This is a genomic window from Prochlorococcus sp. MIT 0701 (assembly GCF_000760295.1).
Taxonomy (GTDB): Bacteria; Cyanobacteriota; Cyanobacteriia; order PCC-6307; family Cyanobiaceae; genus Prochlorococcus.
The window spans coordinates 1-19,487 of the sequence record NZ_JNBA01000030.1 but is presented as its reverse complement, the minus strand read 5'-3'; the positions used below and the strand labels follow the sequence as shown (position 1 = coordinate 19,487).

The 19,487-nt window shown below is 54.6% G+C and carries 23 protein-coding genes; 14 read left to right on the top strand and 9 right to left on the bottom strand.

The window, feature by feature from the left end; all coding sequences use genetic code 11:
• Position 1 precedes the first annotated feature (1 nt).
• The gene (locus EV12_RS08165) at positions 2-706 is read left to right on the top strand and encodes a peptidylprolyl isomerase (RefSeq protein WP_052039540.1); all 705 of its coding nucleotides are present in this window, start codon (positions 2-4) and stop codon (positions 704-706) included.
• A 25-nt stretch (positions 707-731) separates the two neighbouring features.
• On the opposite strand, the gene ilvN is transcribed toward EV12_RS08165, so the two are convergent.
• Both ilvN and EV12_RS08155 read right to left on the bottom strand, forming a co-directional pair.
• Positions 732-1,262, bottom strand: coding sequence for an acetolactate synthase small subunit (gene ilvN / locus EV12_RS08160; RefSeq protein ID WP_036914369.1), 531 nt, complete (start codon positions 1,260-1,262; stop codon positions 732-734).
• The gene (locus EV12_RS08155; RefSeq protein WP_036914521.1) at positions 1,259-2,266 is read right to left on the bottom strand and encodes an alpha/beta fold hydrolase; all 1,008 of its coding nucleotides are present in this window, start codon (positions 2,264-2,266) and stop codon (positions 1,259-1,261) included. The genes ilvN and EV12_RS08155 overlap by 4 nt, the downstream gene beginning before the upstream one ends.
• On the opposite strand from EV12_RS08155, the gene EV12_RS08150 reads away from it, so the two are divergent.
• The 5 genes from EV12_RS08150 to EV12_RS08130 all read left to right on the top strand — a co-directional run bounded on the left by EV12_RS08150 (position 2,180) and on the right by EV12_RS08130 (position 5,776).
• The gene (locus tag EV12_RS08150; protein WP_036914518.1) at positions 2,180-3,454 is read left to right on the top strand and encodes a N2,N2-dimethylguanosine tRNA methyltransferase; all 1,275 of its coding nucleotides are present in this window, start codon (positions 2,180-2,182) and stop codon (positions 3,452-3,454) included. The genes EV12_RS08155 and EV12_RS08150 overlap by 87 nt on opposite strands.
• Before the next feature lie 28 nt (positions 3,455-3,482).
• On the top strand, positions 3,483-3,581 hold the full coding sequence (petM, locus tag EV12_RS08145) for a cytochrome b6-f complex subunit PetM (RefSeq protein WP_011130544.1): 99 nt from the start codon (positions 3,483-3,485) through the stop codon (positions 3,579-3,581).
• 55 nt (positions 3,582-3,636) lie between these two features.
• The gene (locus EV12_RS08140) at positions 3,637-4,599 is read left to right on the top strand and encodes an NmrA family NAD(P)-binding protein (protein ID WP_036914365.1); all 963 of its coding nucleotides are present in this window, start codon (positions 3,637-3,639) and stop codon (positions 4,597-4,599) included.
• Between the two features lie 75 nt (positions 4,600-4,674).
• The gene (locus EV12_RS08135; RefSeq protein WP_036914362.1) at positions 4,675-4,890 is read left to right on the top strand and encodes a hypothetical protein; all 216 of its coding nucleotides are present in this window, start codon (positions 4,675-4,677) and stop codon (positions 4,888-4,890) included.
• A gap of 82 nt (positions 4,891-4,972) precedes the next feature.
• Positions 4,973-5,776 carry a methyltransferase domain-containing protein gene (locus EV12_RS08130; protein ID WP_036914359.1) on the top strand — a complete coding sequence of 268 codons (804 nt, stop codon included), beginning with the start codon at positions 4,973-4,975 and terminating at the stop codon, positions 5,774-5,776.
• Here the strand turns inward: EV12_RS08130 and EV12_RS08125 are convergent.
• Positions 5,745-6,356 carry a pseudouridine synthase gene (locus EV12_RS08125; RefSeq protein WP_241466564.1) on the bottom strand — a complete coding sequence of 204 codons (612 nt, stop codon included), beginning with the start codon at positions 6,354-6,356 and terminating at the stop codon, positions 5,745-5,747. The two genes, EV12_RS08130 and EV12_RS08125, sit on opposite strands and share 32 nt — an antisense overlap.
• 270 nt (positions 6,357-6,626) lie before the next feature.
• Between EV12_RS08125 and infA the strand changes: the two genes are divergently transcribed.
• A complete protein-coding gene (gene infA / locus EV12_RS08120; protein ID WP_036914353.1) occupies positions 6,627-6,896 on the top strand; it encodes a translation initiation factor IF-1 in 270 nt (89 codons plus the stop codon).
• A gap of 350 nt (positions 6,897-7,246) precedes the next feature.
• Here infA and EV12_RS08115 read toward each other — a convergent pair whose 3' ends face one another.
• A complete protein-coding gene (locus EV12_RS08115) occupies positions 7,247-7,495 on the bottom strand; it encodes a hypothetical protein (protein WP_036914515.1) in 249 nt (82 codons plus the stop codon).
• Between the two features lie 94 nt (positions 7,496-7,589).
• Positions 7,590-9,011 (bottom strand): DEAD/DEAH box helicase, encoded by a 1,422-nt coding sequence (locus EV12_RS08110; RefSeq protein ID WP_413350132.1) that lies wholly within the window; start codon positions 9,009-9,011, stop codon positions 7,590-7,592.
• Between the two features lie 124 nt (positions 9,012-9,135).
• Here EV12_RS08110 and EV12_RS14205 point away from each other — a divergent pair, with 124 nt between their 5' ends.
• Entirely contained in the window at positions 9,136-9,312 is a 177-nt protein-coding gene (locus EV12_RS14205) for a hypothetical protein (RefSeq protein WP_193742185.1), read from the top strand.
• A gap of 6 nt (positions 9,313-9,318) precedes the next feature.
• On the opposite strand, the gene EV12_RS08105 is transcribed toward EV12_RS14205, so the two are convergent.
• Positions 9,319-9,897: a hypothetical protein gene (locus tag EV12_RS08105; RefSeq protein ID WP_036914351.1), complete on the bottom strand. Its 579-nt coding sequence runs from the start codon at positions 9,895-9,897 to the stop codon at positions 9,319-9,321.
• A 126-nt stretch (positions 9,898-10,023) separates the two neighbouring features.
• Here EV12_RS08105 and EV12_RS08100 point away from each other — a divergent pair, with 126 nt between their 5' ends.
• The 4 genes from EV12_RS08100 to EV12_RS08085 are packed head-to-tail and all read left to right on the top strand — an operon-like array spanning position 10,024 to position 14,003.
• Positions 10,024-11,166 carry a Re/Si-specific NAD(P)(+) transhydrogenase subunit alpha gene (locus tag EV12_RS08100; protein WP_193742188.1) on the top strand — a complete coding sequence of 381 codons (1,143 nt, stop codon included), beginning with the start codon at positions 10,024-10,026 and terminating at the stop codon, positions 11,164-11,166.
• On the top strand, positions 11,166-11,471 hold the full coding sequence (locus EV12_RS08095) for an NAD(P) transhydrogenase subunit alpha (RefSeq protein ID WP_036914348.1): 306 nt from the start codon (positions 11,166-11,168) through the stop codon (positions 11,469-11,471). Before EV12_RS08100 ends, EV12_RS08095 begins: the two co-directional genes overlap by 1 nt.
• Positions 11,471-12,910, top strand: coding sequence for an NAD(P)(+) transhydrogenase (Re/Si-specific) subunit beta (locus EV12_RS08090; RefSeq protein WP_036914346.1), 1,440 nt, complete (start codon positions 11,471-11,473; stop codon positions 12,908-12,910). Before EV12_RS08095 ends, EV12_RS08090 begins: the two co-directional genes overlap by 1 nt.
• Positions 12,894-14,003: an alpha/beta fold hydrolase gene (locus EV12_RS08085; RefSeq protein WP_036914341.1), complete on the top strand. Its 1,110-nt coding sequence runs from the start codon at positions 12,894-12,896 to the stop codon at positions 14,001-14,003. The genes EV12_RS08090 and EV12_RS08085 overlap by 17 nt, the downstream gene beginning before the upstream one ends.
• A gap of 18 nt (positions 14,004-14,021) precedes the next feature.
• Here the strand turns inward: EV12_RS08085 and EV12_RS08080 are convergent, their stop codons facing one another.
• On the bottom strand, positions 14,022-14,369 hold the full coding sequence (locus EV12_RS08080; protein WP_036914338.1) for a (2Fe-2S) ferredoxin domain-containing protein: 348 nt from the start codon (positions 14,367-14,369) through the stop codon (positions 14,022-14,024).
• A complete protein-coding gene (locus tag EV12_RS08075) occupies positions 14,366-15,619 on the bottom strand; it encodes a 1-deoxy-D-xylulose-5-phosphate reductoisomerase (RefSeq protein ID WP_036914335.1) in 1,254 nt (417 codons plus the stop codon). The genes EV12_RS08080 and EV12_RS08075 overlap by 4 nt, the downstream gene beginning before the upstream one ends.
• A gap of 78 nt (positions 15,620-15,697) precedes the next feature.
• On the opposite strand from EV12_RS08075, the gene EV12_RS08070 reads away from it, so the two are divergent.
• Positions 15,698-17,029, top strand: a complete 1,332-nt coding sequence (locus tag EV12_RS08070; protein WP_036914332.1) for a sodium-dependent transporter — start codon at positions 15,698-15,700, stop codon at positions 17,027-17,029.
• 155 nt (positions 17,030-17,184) lie between these two features.
• On the opposite strand, the gene cysS is transcribed toward EV12_RS08070, so the two are convergent.
• Entirely contained in the window at positions 17,185-18,684 is a 1,500-nt protein-coding gene (gene cysS / locus EV12_RS08065) for a cysteine--tRNA ligase (RefSeq protein ID WP_193742187.1), read from the bottom strand.
• Between the two features lie 446 nt (positions 18,685-19,130).
• On the opposite strand from cysS, the gene EV12_RS13720 reads away from it, so the two are divergent.
• Positions 19,131-19,487, top strand: a 357-nt coding sequence (locus EV12_RS13720; RefSeq protein ID WP_036914331.1) for a hypothetical protein, incomplete at its 3' end; no start/stop codon positions are given.

Here is a 19,487-nt window from a genome sequence, read left to right as displayed (position 1 = left end):
TGTGCTGCTCGCATCCCTTGCGCTTTTGTTTCGGCGCCAAGATGTCTGGGGATTTCTGCTTTGTTTGCCCTTATTGGTTAGCTGCAGCAAGTCCACTACGGCATCGATCAAGGCGGTTTGTTCCACGCTGAGTAGCCCCTGCTTGCAGGGCAAGGCAAATGTGCAGATGAGTACGAATCGAGGCGAAATCACCCTTGAGGTGGATGGTGATGCCGCTCCTGTTACCGCAGGTAATTTCGTTGATCTTGTTAAACGTGGTGTCTATAACGGGACTGTTTTTCATCGGGTCGTGAAAGAGCCCGTGTCCTTTGTTGTGCAGGGCGGTGATCCTGCTTCAAAGGATCCTAAAACGCTCAAGTCCCATTACGGGAAGGGCAGTTTCATCGATCCCGCCAGTGCTCAGGCCCGCTTCATTCCCTTTGAAGTGAAGTTGAAAACAGATGATCAGCCTCGCTATGGAGAGCTGATCACCAACCCCAGAGAGTTGCTGCAATTGCAATTGACTCATGAGAAAGGGGCGCTGGCCATGGCTCGTTCCCCGGCGCCGGATTCAGCCAGTGCTCAGTTTTACATTGCTTTGCGTCCTTTGCCCGAACTTGATGGCCGTTATGCCGTTTTCGGCAGGGTGATCAAGGGGCTGAAGGTGGTGGATGCCATTCAGCAGGGTGATCGAATTGTTCAAGCCAGTGTCGTGATGGCGCAATGAAAGCATTAATTGCATTGCCAATGCATTAGGCCGGTAATCGGCTGCCGCTTGGGGAGACCTTTAAAAGTTCGGTGTTGACCCCTGAGGCCCTTACAAGCGCGACCTTGCCGGTACGGGCGATTTCGATGATCCCGTACGGGGTAAGCAAGCTTTCGAGCGCCACCAGCTTGCCTGGGTCACCAACCACCTCAAGGGTAAGTGCTGCATCGGCCACATCCACCACTTTCGCTCGGAAGACCTGAACGAGATCGAAAATGGCACTGCGCTGGTGAGCGGGGGCGGAAACTTTGAGCAGCATGAGTTCTCGTTCGACTGCAGGTTGCCTGGTTAGATCAAGCACCTGCAAAACATTGACGAGTTTGTCGAGCTGTTTGCTCATCTGTTGGAGGGCATGATCGTCTCCCTCTACAACCATCGTGAGTCGAGATTGTCCAGACGTTTCGGCTGGGCCTACCGCAAGGCTGTCGATGTTGAAACCACGGCGTGCAAAAAGGCCTGCGATCCGACTTAGAGCTCCGGATTCGTCTTCGACTAGCACTGAAAGGGTGTGCTTCATGCCCGTTGTTGATCATTACCTAAATTAAGGTTCAGCCAGCTCAACACGGCTTGATCAAAACCATGACTGGATTCGTCATGGGGGCAATGGCCAGTTTCATCAAGTACTGAAAGAGTGATCCATGGGTATTTATGCTGCAGTCGATGGCCAATTTTTAATGGCACAAAACGGTCCTCTCGTCCCCAGAGCAGCAATATGGGGGGGCTGTCGGGCCTGTTAGCCAGCCGTTTTAGTAAGCGAGGAGCTGTGCAGCCAACTGGCCGTAGTGTCATGCCAACGCACATTGCTCGTAGGGCGCGAGCTGCCGAGGGTCGCCTTGCAGGTTGGGCGATCAGGTGTAGCAGCTCATGGTCTAACTGGATGGAGTGGTGGTAGCCCATCTGAAGAGCTGCTTTAAGGAGTGGCGTTCTTGCGATGAGAGGAACAATCAGTTCTAGAGGCAATAGGCGGAAGATGATTGCGATGAACTTGTGCTTCAATCGGCGCCCCCAGCGGGTGGTGCGGAAGCTCAATGGTTCAACCAATGCCGGATCCGGTAATGGAGCGGCTACCACAGCTTCAACAAGGTCTGGGCGAAATGCGGCTGTGGTGAGAGCAGTTAGTGCCCCTAGAGAATTGCCTATTAGTACTGCTTGTTGAGAGGGGCTGGCCCTGACAACCTGCTCAAGAAAGGCTGCTAACTGTTTGCCCCACAGTCGATTGTCGAGCCGTCGAAATTGTTTCAGTCCTGGCTGGGCTGAAGCTCCAAAACCGATCAGATCAAGGCTGTAGATGCGGAATCCTGCAGCTTTTAGGGGGGCAGCATTGTGCCGCCAATGAGCGCTGCTGGCGCCGAATCCGTGTATCAGCACGAGTGGACGTGCACCCTCTGCTCCCAGTACACGCCAGTGACAACGTAGGCCTTGCCAATACCAATCATTGGATTCGCCCCAGTCAGCACCTGTCTCTTGAATGGCCCGCTCGGCAGTCTGGAAGTCAGTTGCAAACAAAGCGGCTTGAACCAACCCACCACCCACTATCGCGAAGGGTCAGCCGTTTTGGAGCTAGGAGGTGGTTTCTTTCGCCCAGAGTCTCGTCCTTCCCGTGATCTTTCGGTTTTATTGGCTTCTTTTCAGCAGCAGAGGAGAGGGAAGTTTTCGCCTGCTTTGTGCTGGTTGGACCTGATGGCTGGTTGCGGTATTCGTGCTTTGCGCTGGGGGTTGGAAGCTGTTAACCCATCATTGTTGGCGTCAGGAGTAGAGCAGCTGCCTGAGCTGTGGGTGAATGATGCCGATCTTGAGCGCGCTTCTCTGTTGGAGAGGAATCTGGCCCCTCTGCGCCAAGAGCAAATCTCCCTCAAGCTTTTTCATCAGCCCGCTGAGGTCCTCCTGAGCCGTGCCTACCTCGATCAGTGTCGTTTTGATCTGATTGATCTCGATTGTTTTGGTTGTCCGAATGCGTTTCTGCAACCTGTGTTGCAGGTTCTCGCTTCTGAGGGTTTGTTGCTGCTTGCAAGCAGTGATGGTCGCTCTCCAACAGGTCATGACCGGCCAGGGGCAATTCGCAGTTTGGCTGCTGCGGCTCGGGTTCATCCATCCAGCTGGGAGATCGCTTTGAGGCTGCAGCTTGGGGTTCTTGCACGACATGCCTGGCTGCTAGGGCGTGGTTTGGAGCCCCTAGTCAGCTTTAGTGAAGGTCGTACTTTTCGTGTTGCGGTAAGGATCAAGCGTCGACTTGCTGCCGGTGAGGAGAGCCAGCTTGGGCTTTTAGCTCGCTGTGAGGCTTGTGGCGCTCAGCTTGTTCAACCACTGCTTTCCCTGCAGGGATGGTCAGGGTGTATGTGTTCTCAAGGAGGTGGCCGCTGGGCGGTGAGCGGTCCTCTTTGGTTGGGCCCCCTTCAGGCGCCAGATGTGTTGGCCGATTTGTTGGTATTGGCAGAACAGTCGATCGTTCCTATCGCATCCGCCACCCTTCGGCTCTTGCATCGCTTGCAGTCTGATATCGGCTTGCCGGTCTATTGCTGGTCCACAGCTGAACTGGCCAAGCGTCTGGCTTTGTCTGGTCCGCCGTCTGTTTTGGCATTGGTAGAGGCTCTGCGGTCTGCTGGCTATGAGGCTTGCTGTAGTGCCGTTATGGCAGGACAACTGCGAACCGATGCGACAGTGACCGAGCTTTTGCGGATTTGCCACGAGATTTGTCAGGAAGGGCGTTAAATGGTGTGCGTGATTCATATGCCCATTCATGGCTTCGGAGATTTTCGGGATTGCTGCCGTCTTCTGGGTGTTGATCCCAGTGGGTCTTGCAGGTGGTGCTCTCTTGTTGAAGCTGCAGGGGGACTGAAGTTCGCAGCCTGGAGTCGCTCGATATAGGCTCCTTGCTTGTATTGAAGGGCCCTATGCAGGTTCTGGTGGTTGGTGGAACTGGCACCCTGGGGCGGCAGATAGCTCGCCGTGCCATTGATGCTGGCCATCAGGTCCGCTGCATGGTGCGTAAACCTCGTAAAGGGGCTTTCCTGCAGGAGTGGGGTTGCGAGCTCACCTGCGGCAATCTTCTTGATCCAGGGAGTATTGATTACGCCCTTGATGGCGTCGATGCGGTCATTGATGCGGCCACGAGCCGTCCCGATGATTCTTCGAGTGTCTATACAACCGATTGGGACGGAAAGCTCAATCTGCTGAGGGCTTGTGAGAAAGCCGGTGTGAAGCGCTATGTATTTCTGTCTTTGTTGGCAGCTGAGAAGCATCTCAATGTGCCACTGATGGACATCAAATTCTGCACCGAGAGGCTGCTGGCAGATTCGTCATTCGATTACACGATTTTGCAGGGTGTGGCCTTTATGCAGGGGTTGATTGGTCAAATCGCCATACCCGTTCTTGAAAACCAGACGGTATGGGTGAGTGAAACGCCTACAGCAGTCGCATACATGAATACCCAGGACGTCGCACGTTTTGCTGTGGCTGCCTTGGAGCGTCCTGAAACGATCCGTCGCAGCTTTCCTGTCGTGGGTCCGAAGGCTTGGACCTCTGAAGAAATTGTGCAATTTTGCGAAAAGTCCAGCAGTAAAACAGCCAAGATGATCCGTGTATCGCCTTTTCTGATCGGATTGAGCCAGAGAGTGGTCTCATTCTTTGAACAGTCAGTGAATATGGCTGAAAGGCTTGCTTTTGCAGAGGTCACTGGAGGGGGAATTGCTTTGGATGCACCAATGGATGACACCTATGCCTGCTTTGGCTTGGATCCGTCGGAAACCACCCCTCTTGAGAGTTACATCGCCGAGTACTACGACACGATCCTCAAGCGCCTGCGGGAGATGGAGGCAGATCTCGACGAGGAAAGCAGGAGAAAGCTGCCTTTTTAAGCGATTTTTCATCCACCACTGGCGTGGCGATGGTTTGTTTGTACTATTAGCGGGTCTGTTTCTCTCTCCGCTGGCATGTCTGTTGTTCAAGTGAAAAACCTGCAGCGCCGGCTAGACAATTTGTCTCGTGAGGCCATTCAGGAGCTCGATCGGGCTTGCGGGCATGAGCTTTGGCGCAACCTTGGATTCGATGCCTTTGACGGCCTCGAGGATGCTGAGCGCCGGGCCAGGGCCAATTACTACTACGGCCAGTGGCAGACAGTGCATGAGCTGCTGGAGGCCTTGGGCTAATGCTCTTTGCGCATGCAGGATTGTTCACCGATGCCTTCCCTAACGATCACAATGAATTGATCTTTCTTGAAGGGCTTTTTTCATGAGCAGTAGCTGCTGTAGTCCCTCTGTTTCAGGTTCTGGATCTGATGCGTTGGATCAGACGCAGGCTGTACAGGAACGCTATGGAGCTGCAGCGCAGGCTCAGGAAGCTTGTTTGTGTACCCCGGTGGCCTTCGACCTCAGCCTGCTTAAGGTGATCCCTCGTGATGTTGTGGAGCGCGATTACGGCTGCGGTGATCCAACTCGCTGGGTTAAGCCTGGTGACACCGTGCTCGATCTTGGCAGTGGCAGTGGCAAGAACGCCTTCATTTGTGCCCAGCTGATCGGTTCGGCGGGTGCCGTGATTGGGGTGGATCTCAATGTTGAGATGCTCAACCTGGCTCGTCAGGCCGCACCAGTTGTGGCGGAGCGGATTGGCTTTGCCAATGTGCGCTTTGTGGAGGGTGCTATCGAAGCGCTTGACGCCCCTCAGGTTGATGGAGCTCCGCTGATTGCCGATAGGACGATTGATGTGGTGTTGAGCAATTGTGTGCTCAATTTGGTGAATCCTGCAGATCGTCAGAATCTGCTGGCCAACATTCGCAGGGTTTTACGACCAGGTGGACGGCTCGCTATTAGCGATATCGTTTGTGATAAGCCAGTACCCCTTGCTCTTCAGCAGGATCCGGAACTATGGAGTGGCTGCATTAGTGGGGCCTGGCAGGAGGAGGCCTTTCTGGAGGATTTCCGTGCCTTGGGCTTTGAGAGGGTGAGCTATGCCGATCGTTCTGATCAACCCTGGCAGGTGGTTGAAGACATTGAATTTCGCGCCGTCACGCTTGTGGGTCAGCTGCCGGACGATTGAGAAGGGACAGCAGACGCTTGCTCTCTATTGATGAGACCTGTCTCCATTGGCCAGGATCCAGCCCTTCAATGCTGAGGGGTGGCTCTCCATACAGAAGCTCGATGCGATGACGGATCAACCGTAGGGTTGGCAGCCCCACGGCTGCTGTCATTCGCCGAACCTGTCGGTTTCTCCCTTCTTTGAGCTTCAATTCAAGCCAGCTGGTGGGGATGCTTTGTCGCACACGGATGGGTGGGTCCCGCTCTCTTACGATCGGAGCAGATTTTCCCTTCAGCCAGTTCACACGGGCAGGTCGGGTTCGCTTTCCCTGAATGATCACTCCTGAGGCAAGTTTTTGTAGTTGACTTGCATTCGGAGAACCTTCTACTTGCGCCCAATAAACCCGCCAGTGGCTTAAACGGGGATCGGTGAGTCGATGCTGCAGGCGCCCATGGGAAGTGAGAACCAATAGGCCTTCACTGTCAGCATCTAGGCGGCCTGCCGCATACACCCTGGGTATCGGGATTAACTCTGCTAAGCACTTCCACTGGCTGCCAGGTTCTGGGGTGAACTGGCTTAGGACGCCGTAGGGCTTGTTCAACAGAAGGGTTGTGAAGTCGTCTGCTTGGGTGGCCAGCTGATCAGTCAGTAGACGCGAGCAGTGTCAGCATAGATAGATTTTTGGAGGGATCGTCAGCGCTTGATTGCTTCAATTGAGATGAGTCATCGTTTAAGCCTGAGTCTTAACGGTGGACCATCATGGAGAGCGTGGCGAAATGACAATCGGTCCTAGAGACTGTTTGACTCTGCCGAGTTTGCAGGGGGCCGCAACCTAAACTCCGATTTAACCAATGAGCCACGGCACAACCGCATGATCGAAACCTCGGGTGTGATTGAGAAGGAACAAGGTAACGGGTTCTATCTGGTCACCCTTGAGCAGCCCGCCGGTCATAAGTGTTTATGTCGTGCCGCCGGCAAGCTCACCAAGTTCCGCATCAAATTGCTCGCAGGTGACAAGGTGCTGGTGGAGATCAGTCCCTATGACCTCACTCGAGGCAGAATCACTTATCGAGAGCGAAATGCTGGAGCTCCAGGGGGCCGTCCAGGTGGAAATCGCCCTGGTGGACCACGACGCCGTTAATCAGCTCCATAAGAATAGATGGGCTGGACTTGAATCATTGATAGGGATTGACACTGCTTCTTCATTAGGTTTTACCACTTCAACTTTCATTTTATAATGATACAAACTATTTTTTATTAATAGAGAAAGATTTGCTTATTGATTCCAATTTGCTCCTAAGGAATTGGTTGTTGGCTTGATGAATTGAATGGCCTAGGCGGTGAAATTATTGGTGGGTACAAGAGTATTGACAATCTCTGAGAATTGATGATGTTGTGCCCTCTTGAATTGAAACTTTTATTAGTTCTCTCACGGCTTGACTTCTGCGTGTAGAGTATTTCAATTCAGCAGAAATCCCTGGTTAAATTTGCCTAGATCTCTAGGGCTTCGTCTGGGTCGCTTGTTTTGTCGAAGGAATGGCTTTTGCTGGGAAGGTTCGGCACCACAAGAGCTGAGTCCTCAAGTAGTTCGTGATGTCCACCAGGACATGTGATCCACTCGCGGAATTCTTGGGTGATGGCGTAACTGTCTTCGTAGCTCTCTTTGCTGTCTAGTAAAGCGATTCTGGCGGATGCCCAACAAGTAGAAACGCTTATACGTCGTCGAATAGCTGTGTTCATGATTTGTCCCCATTGGCCAGAGAATTGCATATAAGGGGTCTATATCTGGCTTGATTTTATAGAACGTCGCATTTTTCTTTCGCCAAAGTTTTCGTCAACGCTGCAAAAAACTGGGCAGATTTGGTGTGCGTAGTCGGATGACAGCACCGGCTCCGTCGTTGACTGCTTCTAGTGGCAGGCTTGGGCCTCGCCAGTGACCCATCGTTGTGTTTTCCTCTGTTTTCGCTTCGCTGTCTCTGATGAAATATGGCTCTGTTTTCGACCAGCTGCGGGCATGGCCCATCAGTAAGGGATCTGCAGGTGCAAAGACATAGGAAGGGTGACGAGGTACGGGCTCTAACGATGCTCTTGCCGTGGAGATCCTTACAGCGCGAGTGATTCCCTGTATGAATCGGCTGCGCGTTACCACCGTTGTGAGATAAGCAACCACGCGAAGTCTTGGGGCATCGAATCCCTCGGCACACATGTCGATGCTTACTAGCCAGTCGGCTTTGCCTGTTTGGAAGGCTGCCAGGCGCGCGCTGGCATCACGGTCTTGGGAGTGCACCAGCTCGACACGATCACCTTCCTCTTGCAGGAGCTGGGCGATGCCACCAGCGTGTTCGATATCTCTAGCGATCACTAGGCCCGCGGCATCGTGATGGTGGCGACGTACCTTCTCAAGTTGACGTCGTGCCCGTATTAACAGTTGTAAGGCAATACTGCTTGAATCTGAGATGCGAATAGCCCTGCGCAGATTGCGTGCTCGCCAGCTTTCTCGCTCTTCAGCAGAGAGGGGGGAGACATCTCGATCGGGATGTCCAGGACGGCTGTGTTCCACCCAGCCGTCCTGGAAGCGGAATTCGAGTGGGCGCACATCTCCAGCATGAATCAGCTCACTGGGCTCCACGCAGAGATCTGGGCTGATCTGCTCCACCAGAGCTCCCTCGGCTTCCACTCGCACCCTTCGGGCTGCACAGAAGGCCAGATTGTCGGCGCGGAATGGCGTGCCAGTAAGACCAAGCCGTATTTTGCTGCTGTCAGTTAGAGCAAGAAAGGTGCGTCCCCAGGCTGGACCCTGAGGTTCATCTGGATTCATTCCGAGGTGGTGGGCTTCATCGGCAATAGCGAGTAAGCCGTCCCCGGCCCAGTCCTTTAGTTCTGCTATCAGGGTCTCCAACTGAAGACCGGCACCTTGATAGGTCACTGCCCACCCGTCTGATTGTTTGAGGATCTCGGGTTTTTCTGGGCAGGCTTCCCAGTCCTGCAAGTTGAGTCCTAGTTGTGCAGATGCTTGGTGCCATTGATTCAGAATCGAGTTGCGGTGGCAAAAAACTATGAATCGCGTTAAGCCACCCCCTCGCTGCATGGCCTGGAAGCTGAGTAGGGCTCCGAGGGTTTTGCCTGCACCTGGGCCAGCATGCACAAGCACATCTCGCCCTTGGATTGCCCGTGGAGAAAGGCGGCGACGAAGCAACTGAATCAGCTGTTGCTGCCAAATGCGGGGTCGGATTTTGGGCTGGTCGGACTCTCCCAGCAGTTCAAAGGAAGGCTTGGAGATGGCATTGCACGAGAAGATAGGTCTTTCTAACTATTCCTTTCGCTGTTGGCATCTTTAGCTTCCGATCAAGAGCTTCTGGGGTTTTCGGCCCCCTGCCACCATGGCCAAACGCCACCATTCAGCCCAGTTTATTTTTCAGCAACGCCGCAGCTTGGAGCAGTGTTGGCTACATGAATGTGACATTGATCCGCTGATCCTGAGATCACGCTGGCTCCATCGCCAAGGCCTGAAGCTTCAGGCCTTGGCGATGGAGCAGGAGTTGCTACCAATTGTCTGATTGAGTTCAGAGCGCTTCGGTGTGGTTTACGAGCAGGTGCTCAACCTCATTGAGGCCTTCGCTTGCTGCAGTGTGTGCGATCTCGAAGTTGCCCTGAGCCTCATCCATGAGTTGACCAGCTAAGCGATCGAGCAATTGCTCCTTTTGCTCTTTGAGCATGGTGAGCAATTCGTTTTCGATCAGCTTTTGAACGGCTGATGCCCTCAGGGTGTCTGAACCGGCTTCAGCAAAGGTTCCCTGAACCAGTTCTTGAATGAACAGTCGGTGGACTTCACTGCTGCGTAGGAAACTCTCGGTGGCGTTGATAATCCCGTCTACCAAAGCCTTGTCAGGCTCTGACTCCTGTTTGTCGAGCTTGAATTCCCAATCCAAATGGCGTCTCTGCCATCCTGCGGAATGGAGGCTCGGCATCACTGTCTGGGAGAAGGTATCCACCGAGATCTCGTAGATCCGTTCTGCCAGGCGTTCACACCATTCTCGCCCGTGTCCCTGGAGGTTGTTCTGCATTGTGGAGCGCTCCACAGCATGGCCTCCGTGATGGCTATGGCAAACACCATCCGGACATTCGATTGCAGTTAGGCCCATTGAGGGAGTTGGAGTTAACAGTCCTTCTTAGCTATAAAGCCAGCTGAAAAACTCTTTTCTTCAGGAAAGCTCCCGGTGCCGGGAGGTCGACCCCGTAATCTCGCCTGGTTCAACCAGTCCTCTCTCTTGCCCAGACTCTTAATTCCGTTGGAATCGGCGATGGGAGAAACCCGTGTTGCGGCTTCGCCGGACACGGTGAAGAAGTTTCTTTCTCTGGGCAGCAAGGTTGCCGTTGAGCGTGGCGCCGGCCTTGCCGCAGGTTTTGTTGATGGTGATTTCAACACCATTGGTGCTGAGCTGGTTGCTCCGGGAGATTCACAGGCCTGGAGCCAGGCCGATGTCGTCCTATGCGTTCAATCTCCTTCTGCTAGTGCTTTGGCGAGGATGCGATCTGGGGCCCTTGTTGTTGGTTTGTTGGCGCCTTATGCCAACAGTTCCTTAGCAGCGGCGCTGAAGACAGCAAAGCTCTCAGCGATGGCCCTAGAGCTGCTGCCGAGAATTAGCCGGGCACAGTCTGCGGATGCCCTTTCCTCTCAGGCCAATATTGCTGGCTATAAGGCGGTGCTGTTGGCTGCTGCTGCTCTTGATCGTTACTTTCCGATGTTGATGACGGCTGCTGGCACGGTGCAGCCAGCGCGGGTCGTCGTATTAGGTGCTGGTGTGGCTGGATTGCAGGCAGTTGCTACAGCAAAGCGTCTGGGTGCTGTGGTCTACGTCAGTGATGTCCGCTCTGCCGTGAAGGAGCAGGTGGAGTCACTTGGGGCACGCTTTATCGATCCTCCTGAAATTGATCAGAGGCCAGATGAGTCTGGGGGCTATGCCAAGCAGGCTTCTGAGGCTTTTCTGGCGGCTCAGCGTCAGCAGCTCTCCAATCAGTTAGCGCAAGCCGATGTGGTGATCTGTACTGCTCAGGTGCCTGGTAGAAAAGCTCCACGATTAATCAGTGATCTCATGCTCGATCGCATGCGCCCAGGTGCTGTGGTGGTCGATCTTGCCGTTGAACAGGGTGGAAATTGTGCGAATACTCGTCCTGGTGAAACAGTCGCTCGCAACGGCGTGAAGTTGATCGGTGCCTCCGATCTCCCTTGCAGTGTTCCCAATCACGCCAGTGCGCTTTACTCGCGCAATTTGGTCGCTCTGTTGGAGCCCGTTTTGAAGGACGGTCAGCTCAGTCTCAACACTGAGGATGAGTTAATTGCCGGATGTCTGATCAGTCACAACGGTGTGATCCGCCATGACGATGTGCTCAACACGGGAGGGCCCAACTGATGTCGTTCTTGAGTGAGGCCCTTTGGGTGCTGCTGCTTGGCAGCTTGCTTGGCCTTGAACTGATCGGCAAGGTGCCTCCCACTTTGCATACGCCTTTGATGAGTGGTGCCAATGCGATCTCGGGGATCACGATGTTGGCCGCTCTCACCCTGATCATCAAGGCCGGAAACAACACCCCTCTGCTGGCGATGGGTGCTGTTGCTCTTGGTTTCGCCTTGTTCAACGTGATTGGCGGATTTCTCGTTACCGATCGGATGCTGGCCATGTTCAGCCGCAAGTCCGCTCGCCGCAAGGACAACCACTGATGAATATTGCTGAGATCCTCAAGTTCGCGATTGATCTGGTCGCGGTTTTACTCCTTGCCCTTGGGATCAAGGGCCTTTCGAAGGTGCGCTCTGCCCGTGAGGCCAATCGCCTTGCAGCTGTTGCCATGGCACTTGCCGCGGTGGGCTTGATAGTGAACTATCTCGGCACCAGCGGCATCTCTGCTGAGGCCTGGATTTGGATCATCTTCGGCACGGTGGTTGGTGGATGTCTCGGTGCGATCACAGCGCAGCGCGTGCCGATGACCTCCATGCCGGAGACCGTTGCTCTGTTTAACGGCTGCGGAGGCATGTCGTCGTTGCTGGTAGCTCTCGGCGTTGCAATTTTCCCGACAGGCGCTGGAGCTGTTGAAGCCGGCAGCGCAGTGGTTGAAGACATCTCGATTGTGGTGTCTGTTTTTGTTGGCTCGATCACCTTTACAGGTTCAATCGTGGCGATGGCAAAGCTGCAGGGCTGGCTGTCAACACCGCCTTGGATGCAGAGCAATGTTCGGCATGCCGTGAATATTGCTCTGGCTGTGATGTCTCTAGTGGCTGCCATCGAGCTTGGCCGCCATGGCGACAACGTCAGTGCGCTGTGGCTGTTGGTGATCGGGTCCGGTTTGTTGGGAATCGGTGTAACGCTACCGATTGGCGGCGCCGATATGCCAGTGGTGATCTCACTGTTGAACAGTTATTCAGGTGTTGCGGCGGCAGCGGCAGGTTTCGTTGTCGGCAGTCAGTTGCTGATTGTTGCTGGCGCCATGGTTGGAGCTGCTGGTCTGATCCTTACTCAGGTGATGTGCAACGGTATGAATCGCTCGTTGGTATCGGTGTTGTTTGGTGGAGCGTTAGGAGCAAGCGCTGCTTCTGGCGGCGGTGGCGAATATAAAAACATCACCAGTTGCAGCGCTGAGGAGTGTGCGCTCACCCTTGAGGCGGCAGAGCGGGTTGTGATTGTTCCTGGATATGGCCTGGCAGTGGCTCAGGCGCAGCACACCCTGCGTGAAGTTACCCGTGTCTTGGAAGCTGGGGGCATTGAGGTCACCTATGCCATTCATCCGGTTGCTGGACGCATGCCTGGCCATATGAACGTTCTCTTGGCTGAGGCTGATGTTCCTTATGAGCAGCTCAAGGAGATGGATGTCATCAATCCTGAGTTCCCGGCCACTGATGTGGTGTTGGTGCTTGGAGCCAATGATGTGGTCAATCCCCAGGCCAAAACTGACACCACTTCCCCTCTTTACGGCATGCCTGTGTTGGATGTGCAGGAAGCTCGCACGGTGTTTGTGGTCAAACGCGGCATGAGTGCCGGTTATTCAGGGATTAAGAATGATCTGTTTGAACTGGCCAATACTTCCATGGTGTTTGGTGATGCCAAGAAGGTGTTGGGTGATCTTTTGGTTGAACTGAAGGAGCTCGGCATTGGCAAGAAGGGTTGAGACCGATTCCCAGCTTTTAAAACAGCTGGGGATTGGTCTTTTTAAGCAGCGTTTGCCTTGGCTAGGCGGCGATCTGCAGACCCTTCGCGACACACTCAGACCGGTGCGCTTGCCAAGTGATCGAGGCCAAGCGATTGAAATTGAAGTGCCTGCCTTGCCGAGCGGTATGGCGGGTCCGGGTCATTTGTTGGCTTTGTTTGATCGCCCTGCAGTCACCCGCCAGGCGCGTGGCTTGGTTTTGCTGCTGCATGGATTGGGGGGCTCCAGTCAACGTGAAGGTCTACGACGGATGGCCTGCGCTCTTCAGACGGCTGGTTTTGCCGTGCTGCGCTTGAATTTGCGTGGTGCAGACCCTGGGCGGCATCTCTCAGCAGGGACCTATGCCGCTGAGTGCAATAGCGATCTTGGCCCGGTGTTGTTACGGGCCCGGCAGCTCTGTAATCAGCTTGGGCGCGAGGGTGTTGCTTCGAGAGGCGCAGTCCCTCTGCTTGGGGCAGGTATTTCCCTTGGGGGCACGATGCTTCTCAATGCCTGTCTTGAGCCAAGCCACGCGCGCGCGCCTGGTCAAGCGGTTTTGGATGGATTGGTTTGTACCAGTAGTCCCCTTGATTTAGCGGCTTGCAGTGCCTCAATCGAGCGACCCCGCAACAGGGTTTATCAGCGTTGGTTGCTGCAGCGGTTGATTCGTCAAACGTTGGCGGATCCCTTTGGCGTGACTGTCCAGGAAAGGGAAGTGCTCAATGGGGAGAAGGGGCAGAGCCCGCCAGCAACGATCCGAGAGTTTGATACTGCCATCACAGCCCCGCGCTGGGGTTATTGCGATGTTGATGCTTACTACGCTGGCGCCTCACCGTTGATCGCCTTGCTTGAGAACCCCAGCCGCCTGCCGCCGACACTGCTCCTGCAAGCGCTAGATGATCCCTGGGTGCCAGTAGAAGCCGCTCAACAGTTGGCAGCGAACATGTTTCCATCCAGTGAGCAGCGCATCCAAGTGTTGTTGACACCCCACGGCGGCCACAATGGTTTCCATGCAATCGGAGGCTGCTGGGGGGATCAGGTGGTGGCCCGTTGGCTGTCAAAGTTTGGGGCTTGACAAAAACTCAGTAAAAACTCAGGTATGTCTCTGCTGCTGAGGTGTCCGGCGGATGATCCAAGTTTCGATTGGCTGGCCTTCAAGCACATGCTCTCTCACGATTGATTCGATTCGTTCTGGTGTCACACCGCCATACCAGATCCCGTCTGGCCAGATCAGCAGGATTGGTCCGTCGTTGCAGATGCGTAGACAGTCGACCTTGCTACGCAGAACCACACCTTCTGGGCGATCAATGTTTTCGAGATCAAGCTGTTTGATTAGTTTTTTGAGATTGGCCCAGCTGGCGTTGCCGACATCTGCACTGCAACAGGCCGCCTTGTTGGCTGTGGCGCAAAGAAGTAGGTGATGACTCACCTTGAAATTCATGCTGTCAGAGCTGGTATTGGTAGGCGACGGCTGCCCCGTTTCACCTGCTCTTGTACGGCCTTGCGTGCCCATGCATCGACGGCAAGCACGTCATCAAGGTTGGGTTGTGTCTGCAGGTCTGGCTTGTGGCGTTCACAGGCAGCCTCGATCACTTCCGGGATGTCAAGAAAATGGATGCGCTCCTCAAGGAACTGGGCTACTGCTTCTTCATTGGCAGCATTGAGGACGGCTGGCATGGTCCCGCCGGCACGTCCTGCGGCGTAGGCAAGTTCCATGCAGGGGTATTTCTTGGTATCAGGGGCGCGGAAGGTGAGTTCGCCTACTTCGGTGAGATTCAGCCGCCGCCAAGGTGTTTCGAGCCGCTCCGGCCAGCTCAGGCAATAGAGGATTGGTAGTTTCATATCTGGCCAGCCGAGCTGCGCCAGCACGGAGGAATCAGCCAGCTCGATCATCGAGTGGATGATGCTTTGAGGGTGGATCACGATCTCGATTTGGTCGTAGTCGATGCCAAAGAGGTAATGGGCTTCGATGACCTCTAGCCCTTTATTCATAAGGGTGGCTGAATCCACGGTGATTTTGCGTCCCATGCTCCAGTTGGGGTGGCTGGTTGCATCGGCAACGGTGGCTTTCTCGAGATCTTTTGCTGACCAGTCGCGGAAGGCACCTCCAGATGCTGTGAGCTGGATGTGGCGCAGCCCAGGGGTAGGAACTCCCGTTGAGAGGCGTGCGTTCTCAGCCCAGGGTGTTCCTTGCAGACACTGGAAAATGGCCGAGTGTTCGGAATCTGCTGGAAGCAGCCGACTGCCGCTGCGTTTCAACTCAGGCAGCACGACAGGTGCTGCGGCGATCAGGGTTTCTTTGTTGGCGAGGGCAAGATCCTTGCCGGCTTTGATTGCTGCCAGTGTTGGCAGTAGCCCAGCACAGCCGACGATGCCGCTGACGACGAGATCAGCGCTATCCCATGAGGCAGCCACATTGAGCCCTTCTGGGCCAGCTAACAACTCAGGTAAGTGAGGTGGTTGTTGCTCGCTAGGCAGTGCGTTGAGCTGCTGCTCCAGCTCTGGCAGAAGTGATTCATCGGCGAGGGCAACAACCTCGGGATGGTGTCGCTGGATTTGTTCAATGAGCAGTGACAAGTTGCGACTGGCCGTTAGGGCCACAACCCTGAACTGCTCAGGAAATTCTTCGGCAATCTCGAGGGTTTGAGTACCGATCGAACCGGTGGAGCCCAGCACGCTGATGGCTTTCACACTGTTCCGGCAGTTGAAGCCAGTCTCCCACTAGATGGCCAGACACTGGCAAGCTTGTCTTAACAAGGATCTCCAGCCATGGCAGTTCGGGAACATTGGCGATCGGGCGTGGGCTTTGTGCTTGCCGCGGCAGGCAGTGCAGTGGGGCTGGGCAATCTCTGGGGCTTCGCCTATCGATCCTCTCAGGGGGGTGGGGCGGCGTTTCTGTTCCTCTATGTAGTGATTGTGTTAGTGGTTTGCCTGCCGGTGTTGATTGCCGAGATGGTGCTTGGCCGCAGTACGGGTAAAAGTCCTCTGCTGGCACCGGTTGCAGCAGCTGGAGCCCGCTGGCAACCGATGGGCTGGCTGTTTGTGATCGCCCCCTGCGGAATCTTGGCTTTTTATGCCGTGTTGATGGGTTGGACCGGTCACACCCTGTTCCATGCCCTTTTGGTGGGTTTGCCCGCTGACATGACGGAGGCGGAGAGTTTTTTCGGTGTCGTGAGCAAGGGCAGCAACGCCCTATGGGGTCAGATGCTCAGCTTGGTGCTTACTGCTTTGGTGGTGGCAGCAGGTGTTCGTGGTGGTATTGAGCGCCTCTCTCGCTGGGGGCTGCCTTTGCTTTTTTTGTTGCTGATTGCATTGGCGTGTTGGGCGTCCACTCTCGAGGGAGCCTTGCAGGGGTATCACACATTCCTGTTCCGCTGGGACGCTGATCAGTTGTTCAATACCACGACGGTGCGCAACGCCTTCAACCAAGCCTTCTTCTCAATTGGCACTGGGATTGGCTGTATCCTGGCTTATTCCGCCTATTTGGATCGACGCAATCACCTGCCTCGCGAAGCGGTAGCAGTGGTGAGCATGGATACAGCCGTGGGTTTGCTGGCAGGGATGATCACCTTCCCAGTGGTGATGACATTTGCTCTCAAGGATGTGATCAGCGATTCCACCGTTGGAGCTTTATTCATTTCTATCCCTACGGGGTTGGCTTCTCTCGGGGAGACTGGCCGTGTTGTGGCTGTGCTTTTTTTCGCGTTGGCTTACATCGCTGCGATCACCTCTGCGGTGTCTTTGCTTGAGGTGCCAGTGGCTTGCCTGATCGATCGCTTTGGTTGTAGTCGTATTCGGGCGGTATGGCTCTCTGTAGCCGTAATTTTTGTGCTCGGTCTGCCGGCAGCTACTTCAACGGATGTTCTCGGCTGGATGGATTCTCTGCTGAATCTGTTGTTAATTCTTGGTGGATTGCTGCTGGCTGTTTTGTTGGGTTGGGTGGTGCCCGGTCGCTTCAAGGAAGATCTTGCTGGTTGTGAGACACCATTTGGGTTAAGTCGCTTGTTGCTGTTCATGCTGCGTTGGGTGTCACCACCTGTTGTGGCCTTTGGTTTGATCGTTAGCGTCGTGGACCTGCTGCAGACATGGACTGGGACCTGATCAAGGGTTCACGGGTGGGGTTCATGGACCCATCTCTCTAAAGCAGAGGTGGGCATTGTCGATGTCGCTGAAGCGCGTGTATTTCTTGCTGGCGAAGCCGAAGTCGCTCATCGAGGCGCTGATGGTTGAAAACCAGAACGTTCCGCGGTAGATGATTAGCTGCTGATCCAGTCTGTGAGGCCCCCTGGCTTATCGATCAGTTCGATGCCTTGGGCGCGCAGCTCGTCGCGGATGCGATCGGCTTTGGCGAAATCACGGGCGGCTTTGGCCTCTTTGCGAGCGGCAATGGCGAGTTGAATATGGTTTTCATCAACCCTGTTGTTGTCATCGGGGGCTGGTTGCGCGGTTTTTTCGGCCTCAAGCCCGAGCACATTGGCCAGCTCCACCAGCAGTTGCCAACGTGGGAGCAAGTTCAGCTGCGCTGTTTCTTGAATTGCCTTTGTGTCTCCACGCTCCAAGCGGTTCGCTAGGGCACGTAGGGGGCGGGCAAGATCGAAGAGCACTGCGATGGCCCCTGAAGTGTTGAGGTCATCGTCCAGTGCATCGATGAAGTGTTGACGTATCTCGTTGCATTGCTCCTGGCTGGAGGAATGGTCGGGTTGAATAGCTGCTTGTTGTAGGGGTCCGCCTTCAGGCCAGTTGAGGGTGTTGGTATAGATGTTCCCGAGGCCAAGGGCTCCGTTAAGGCCTTTCCATCCAGTGGCTGCAGCGTTGATGGCATCGGCTGTGAAGTCGAGCGGTTTGCGGTAATGGGCCTGCAGGATGAACAGGCGTAGCGTCATTGGAGAGATGCCGCTTTCTAGCAGGGCTCTGATTGTGGTGAAGTTGCCAAGTGACTTGCTCATTTTCTGACCGCCGACATTCACCATGCCGTTGTGTAGCCAATAGCGAGCAAGCTGCTTGCCCGTAGCTGCCTCAGATTGAGCAATCTCGTTTTCGTGATGAGGGAAGATCAGATCAGCTCCACCCAGGTGAATATCGATTGTTTCGCCCAATTCCTCACGCACCATGGCGGAACACTCGATATGCCAGCCCGGGCGCCCTGCTCCCCAGGGTGAGGGAAAGCTTGGTTCTCCGCTTTTAGCTCCCTTCCATAGTGCGAAATCAAAGGGGTGTTGCTTGCGCGCCTCTTCGGTATCGGCTATACGACCATCGGCGTTTTGCTGCTGCTCATTGAGATCACGACCACTGAGCTTGCCGTAACCGTGATGTTTCATCACGGCGAAGTAGACATCGCCATCGACGGAGTAGGCAGCCCCACTGGCTTCTAATTCTCCGATCAAGCTGCGTATCCCGTCTAGGCATTGTGTGGCACGGGGCATGCGATCGGGCCGCAGGATGCCTAGGGCATCCATGTCTTGATGGAAGGCTTCGATGTTTTGCTCGCTGACATGCTCCATCGAGCATTTCTTTTCAGCGGCACGCTTGAGGATTTTGTCGTCGATATCAGTGAAGTTCTGCACGAAGGTGACTGAGTAGCCACGCCAGATCAAATAGCGACGCAGCACATCCCAGGCGATGTAGCTGCGGGCATGGCCGAGATGGCAGAGGTCGTAGACCGTGACGCCGCAGCAGTAAATGCTGACGTGTCCGTCCTTGAGCGGAGTAAAGGTTTCCGTGCGGCGGGTGAGGGTGTTTGTGAACCGCAGTGACACTGGCAGAGCTGGAGCTTGCTTTGAGGCTAGGGCCACACGTTCTGCATCCTGTCTCATGTCGCTTAGATTCCATTGCGGCTAACGCTTGTTTTCAGCTCGAGTGGCACGCCGTGAGGTTCAAAGCATGCTCAATGCTGTTGATGACCAATTCTTTCCTTGGTTTAATCGCAGCTGAATAGACTTCCGGCTAAGAGCTCATAGTGTCTGCAGGATTTTTTGTTGAGAGAGTGAAGTTAACTTCTTGGCAATTCCTCTACTGTAGTTGTTACTTGCAAGAGTGATTCCGTCGCTTGGCTTGGGTAAGTCCTAATACTTGGAAATATTTCTCCTGGCTCGGAATCGGCAAAAGCAAAGAAAAATGGAAGGCGATCTTGCTGCTTTTTGTTAAATATTGATTGACTAAATTCATGTAGGTCTCTAAAAGAATCTTAAGCATTTTTTTCTCAATGAGAGCCTCAACTGCTTTCCGCAACAGGATTGAGCAAATAAGAGAAGAGGCAGAAGCCTGGAGGCGTACGGCAGCTCACGGTGGTAATCATGGCGGTGGCGGGTCTCCCCCTCCTGCCAAGCCAGGCAATGCCAACCCAGGCAATGCCAACCCAGGCAATGCCAACCCAGGCAATGCCAACCCAGGCAATGCCAACCCAGGTAATGCCAACCCAGGCAATGCCAACCCTGGCACTGGTGCTCCAGGAGGCCCTACAGGAGATGCTTCAAAAGCAGGGGCTGTTGGTGGTGTAGCTGCAGCGCAAGTTGGTGGTGCCCAAATGGGGAATTTTGGAGCTGATGTGGTTAAGGGATTC

Bases quoted from the DNA above. Each gene is read 5' to 3' on its own strand.
- infA (WP_036914353.1), top strand. From the start codon at position 6,627: ATGATCGAAACCTCGGGTGTGATTGAGAAGGAACAAGGTAACGGGTTC.
- EV12_RS08095 (WP_036914348.1), top strand. From the start codon at position 11,166: ATGTCGTTCTTGAGTGAGGCCCTTTGGGTGCTGCTGCTTGGCAGCTTG.
- ilvN (WP_036914369.1), bottom strand. From the start codon at position 1,262: ATGAAGCACACCCTTTCAGTGCTAGTCGAAGACGAATCCGGAGCTCTA.
- EV12_RS08140 (WP_036914365.1), top strand. From the start codon at position 3,637: ATGCAGGTTCTGGTGGTTGGTGGAACTGGCACCCTGGGGCGGCAGATA.
- petM (WP_011130544.1), top strand. From the start codon at position 3,483: ATGGCTTCGGAGATTTTCGGGATTGCTGCCGTCTTCTGGGTGTTGATC.
- EV12_RS08115 (WP_036914515.1), bottom strand. From the start codon at position 7,495: ATGAACACAGCTATTCGACGACGTATAAGCGTTTCTACTTGTTGGGCA.
- EV12_RS08090 (WP_036914346.1), top strand. From the start codon at position 11,471: ATGAATATTGCTGAGATCCTCAAGTTCGCGATTGATCTGGTCGCGGTT.
- EV12_RS08070 (WP_036914332.1), top strand. From the start codon at position 15,698: ATGGCAGTTCGGGAACATTGGCGATCGGGCGTGGGCTTTGTGCTTGCC.
- EV12_RS08105 (WP_036914351.1), bottom strand. From the start codon at position 9,897: ATGGGCCTAACTGCAATCGAATGTCCGGATGGTGTTTGCCATAGCCAT.
- EV12_RS08135 (WP_036914362.1), top strand. From the start codon at position 4,675: ATGTCTGTTGTTCAAGTGAAAAACCTGCAGCGCCGGCTAGACAATTTG.
- EV12_RS08080 (WP_036914338.1), bottom strand. From the start codon at position 14,369: ATGAATTTCAAGGTGAGTCATCACCTACTTCTTTGCGCCACAGCCAAC.
- EV12_RS14205 (WP_193742185.1), top strand. From the start codon at position 9,136: ATGGCCAAACGCCACCATTCAGCCCAGTTTATTTTTCAGCAACGCCGC.
- EV12_RS08130 (WP_036914359.1), top strand. From the start codon at position 4,973: ATGAGCAGTAGCTGCTGTAGTCCCTCTGTTTCAGGTTCTGGATCTGAT.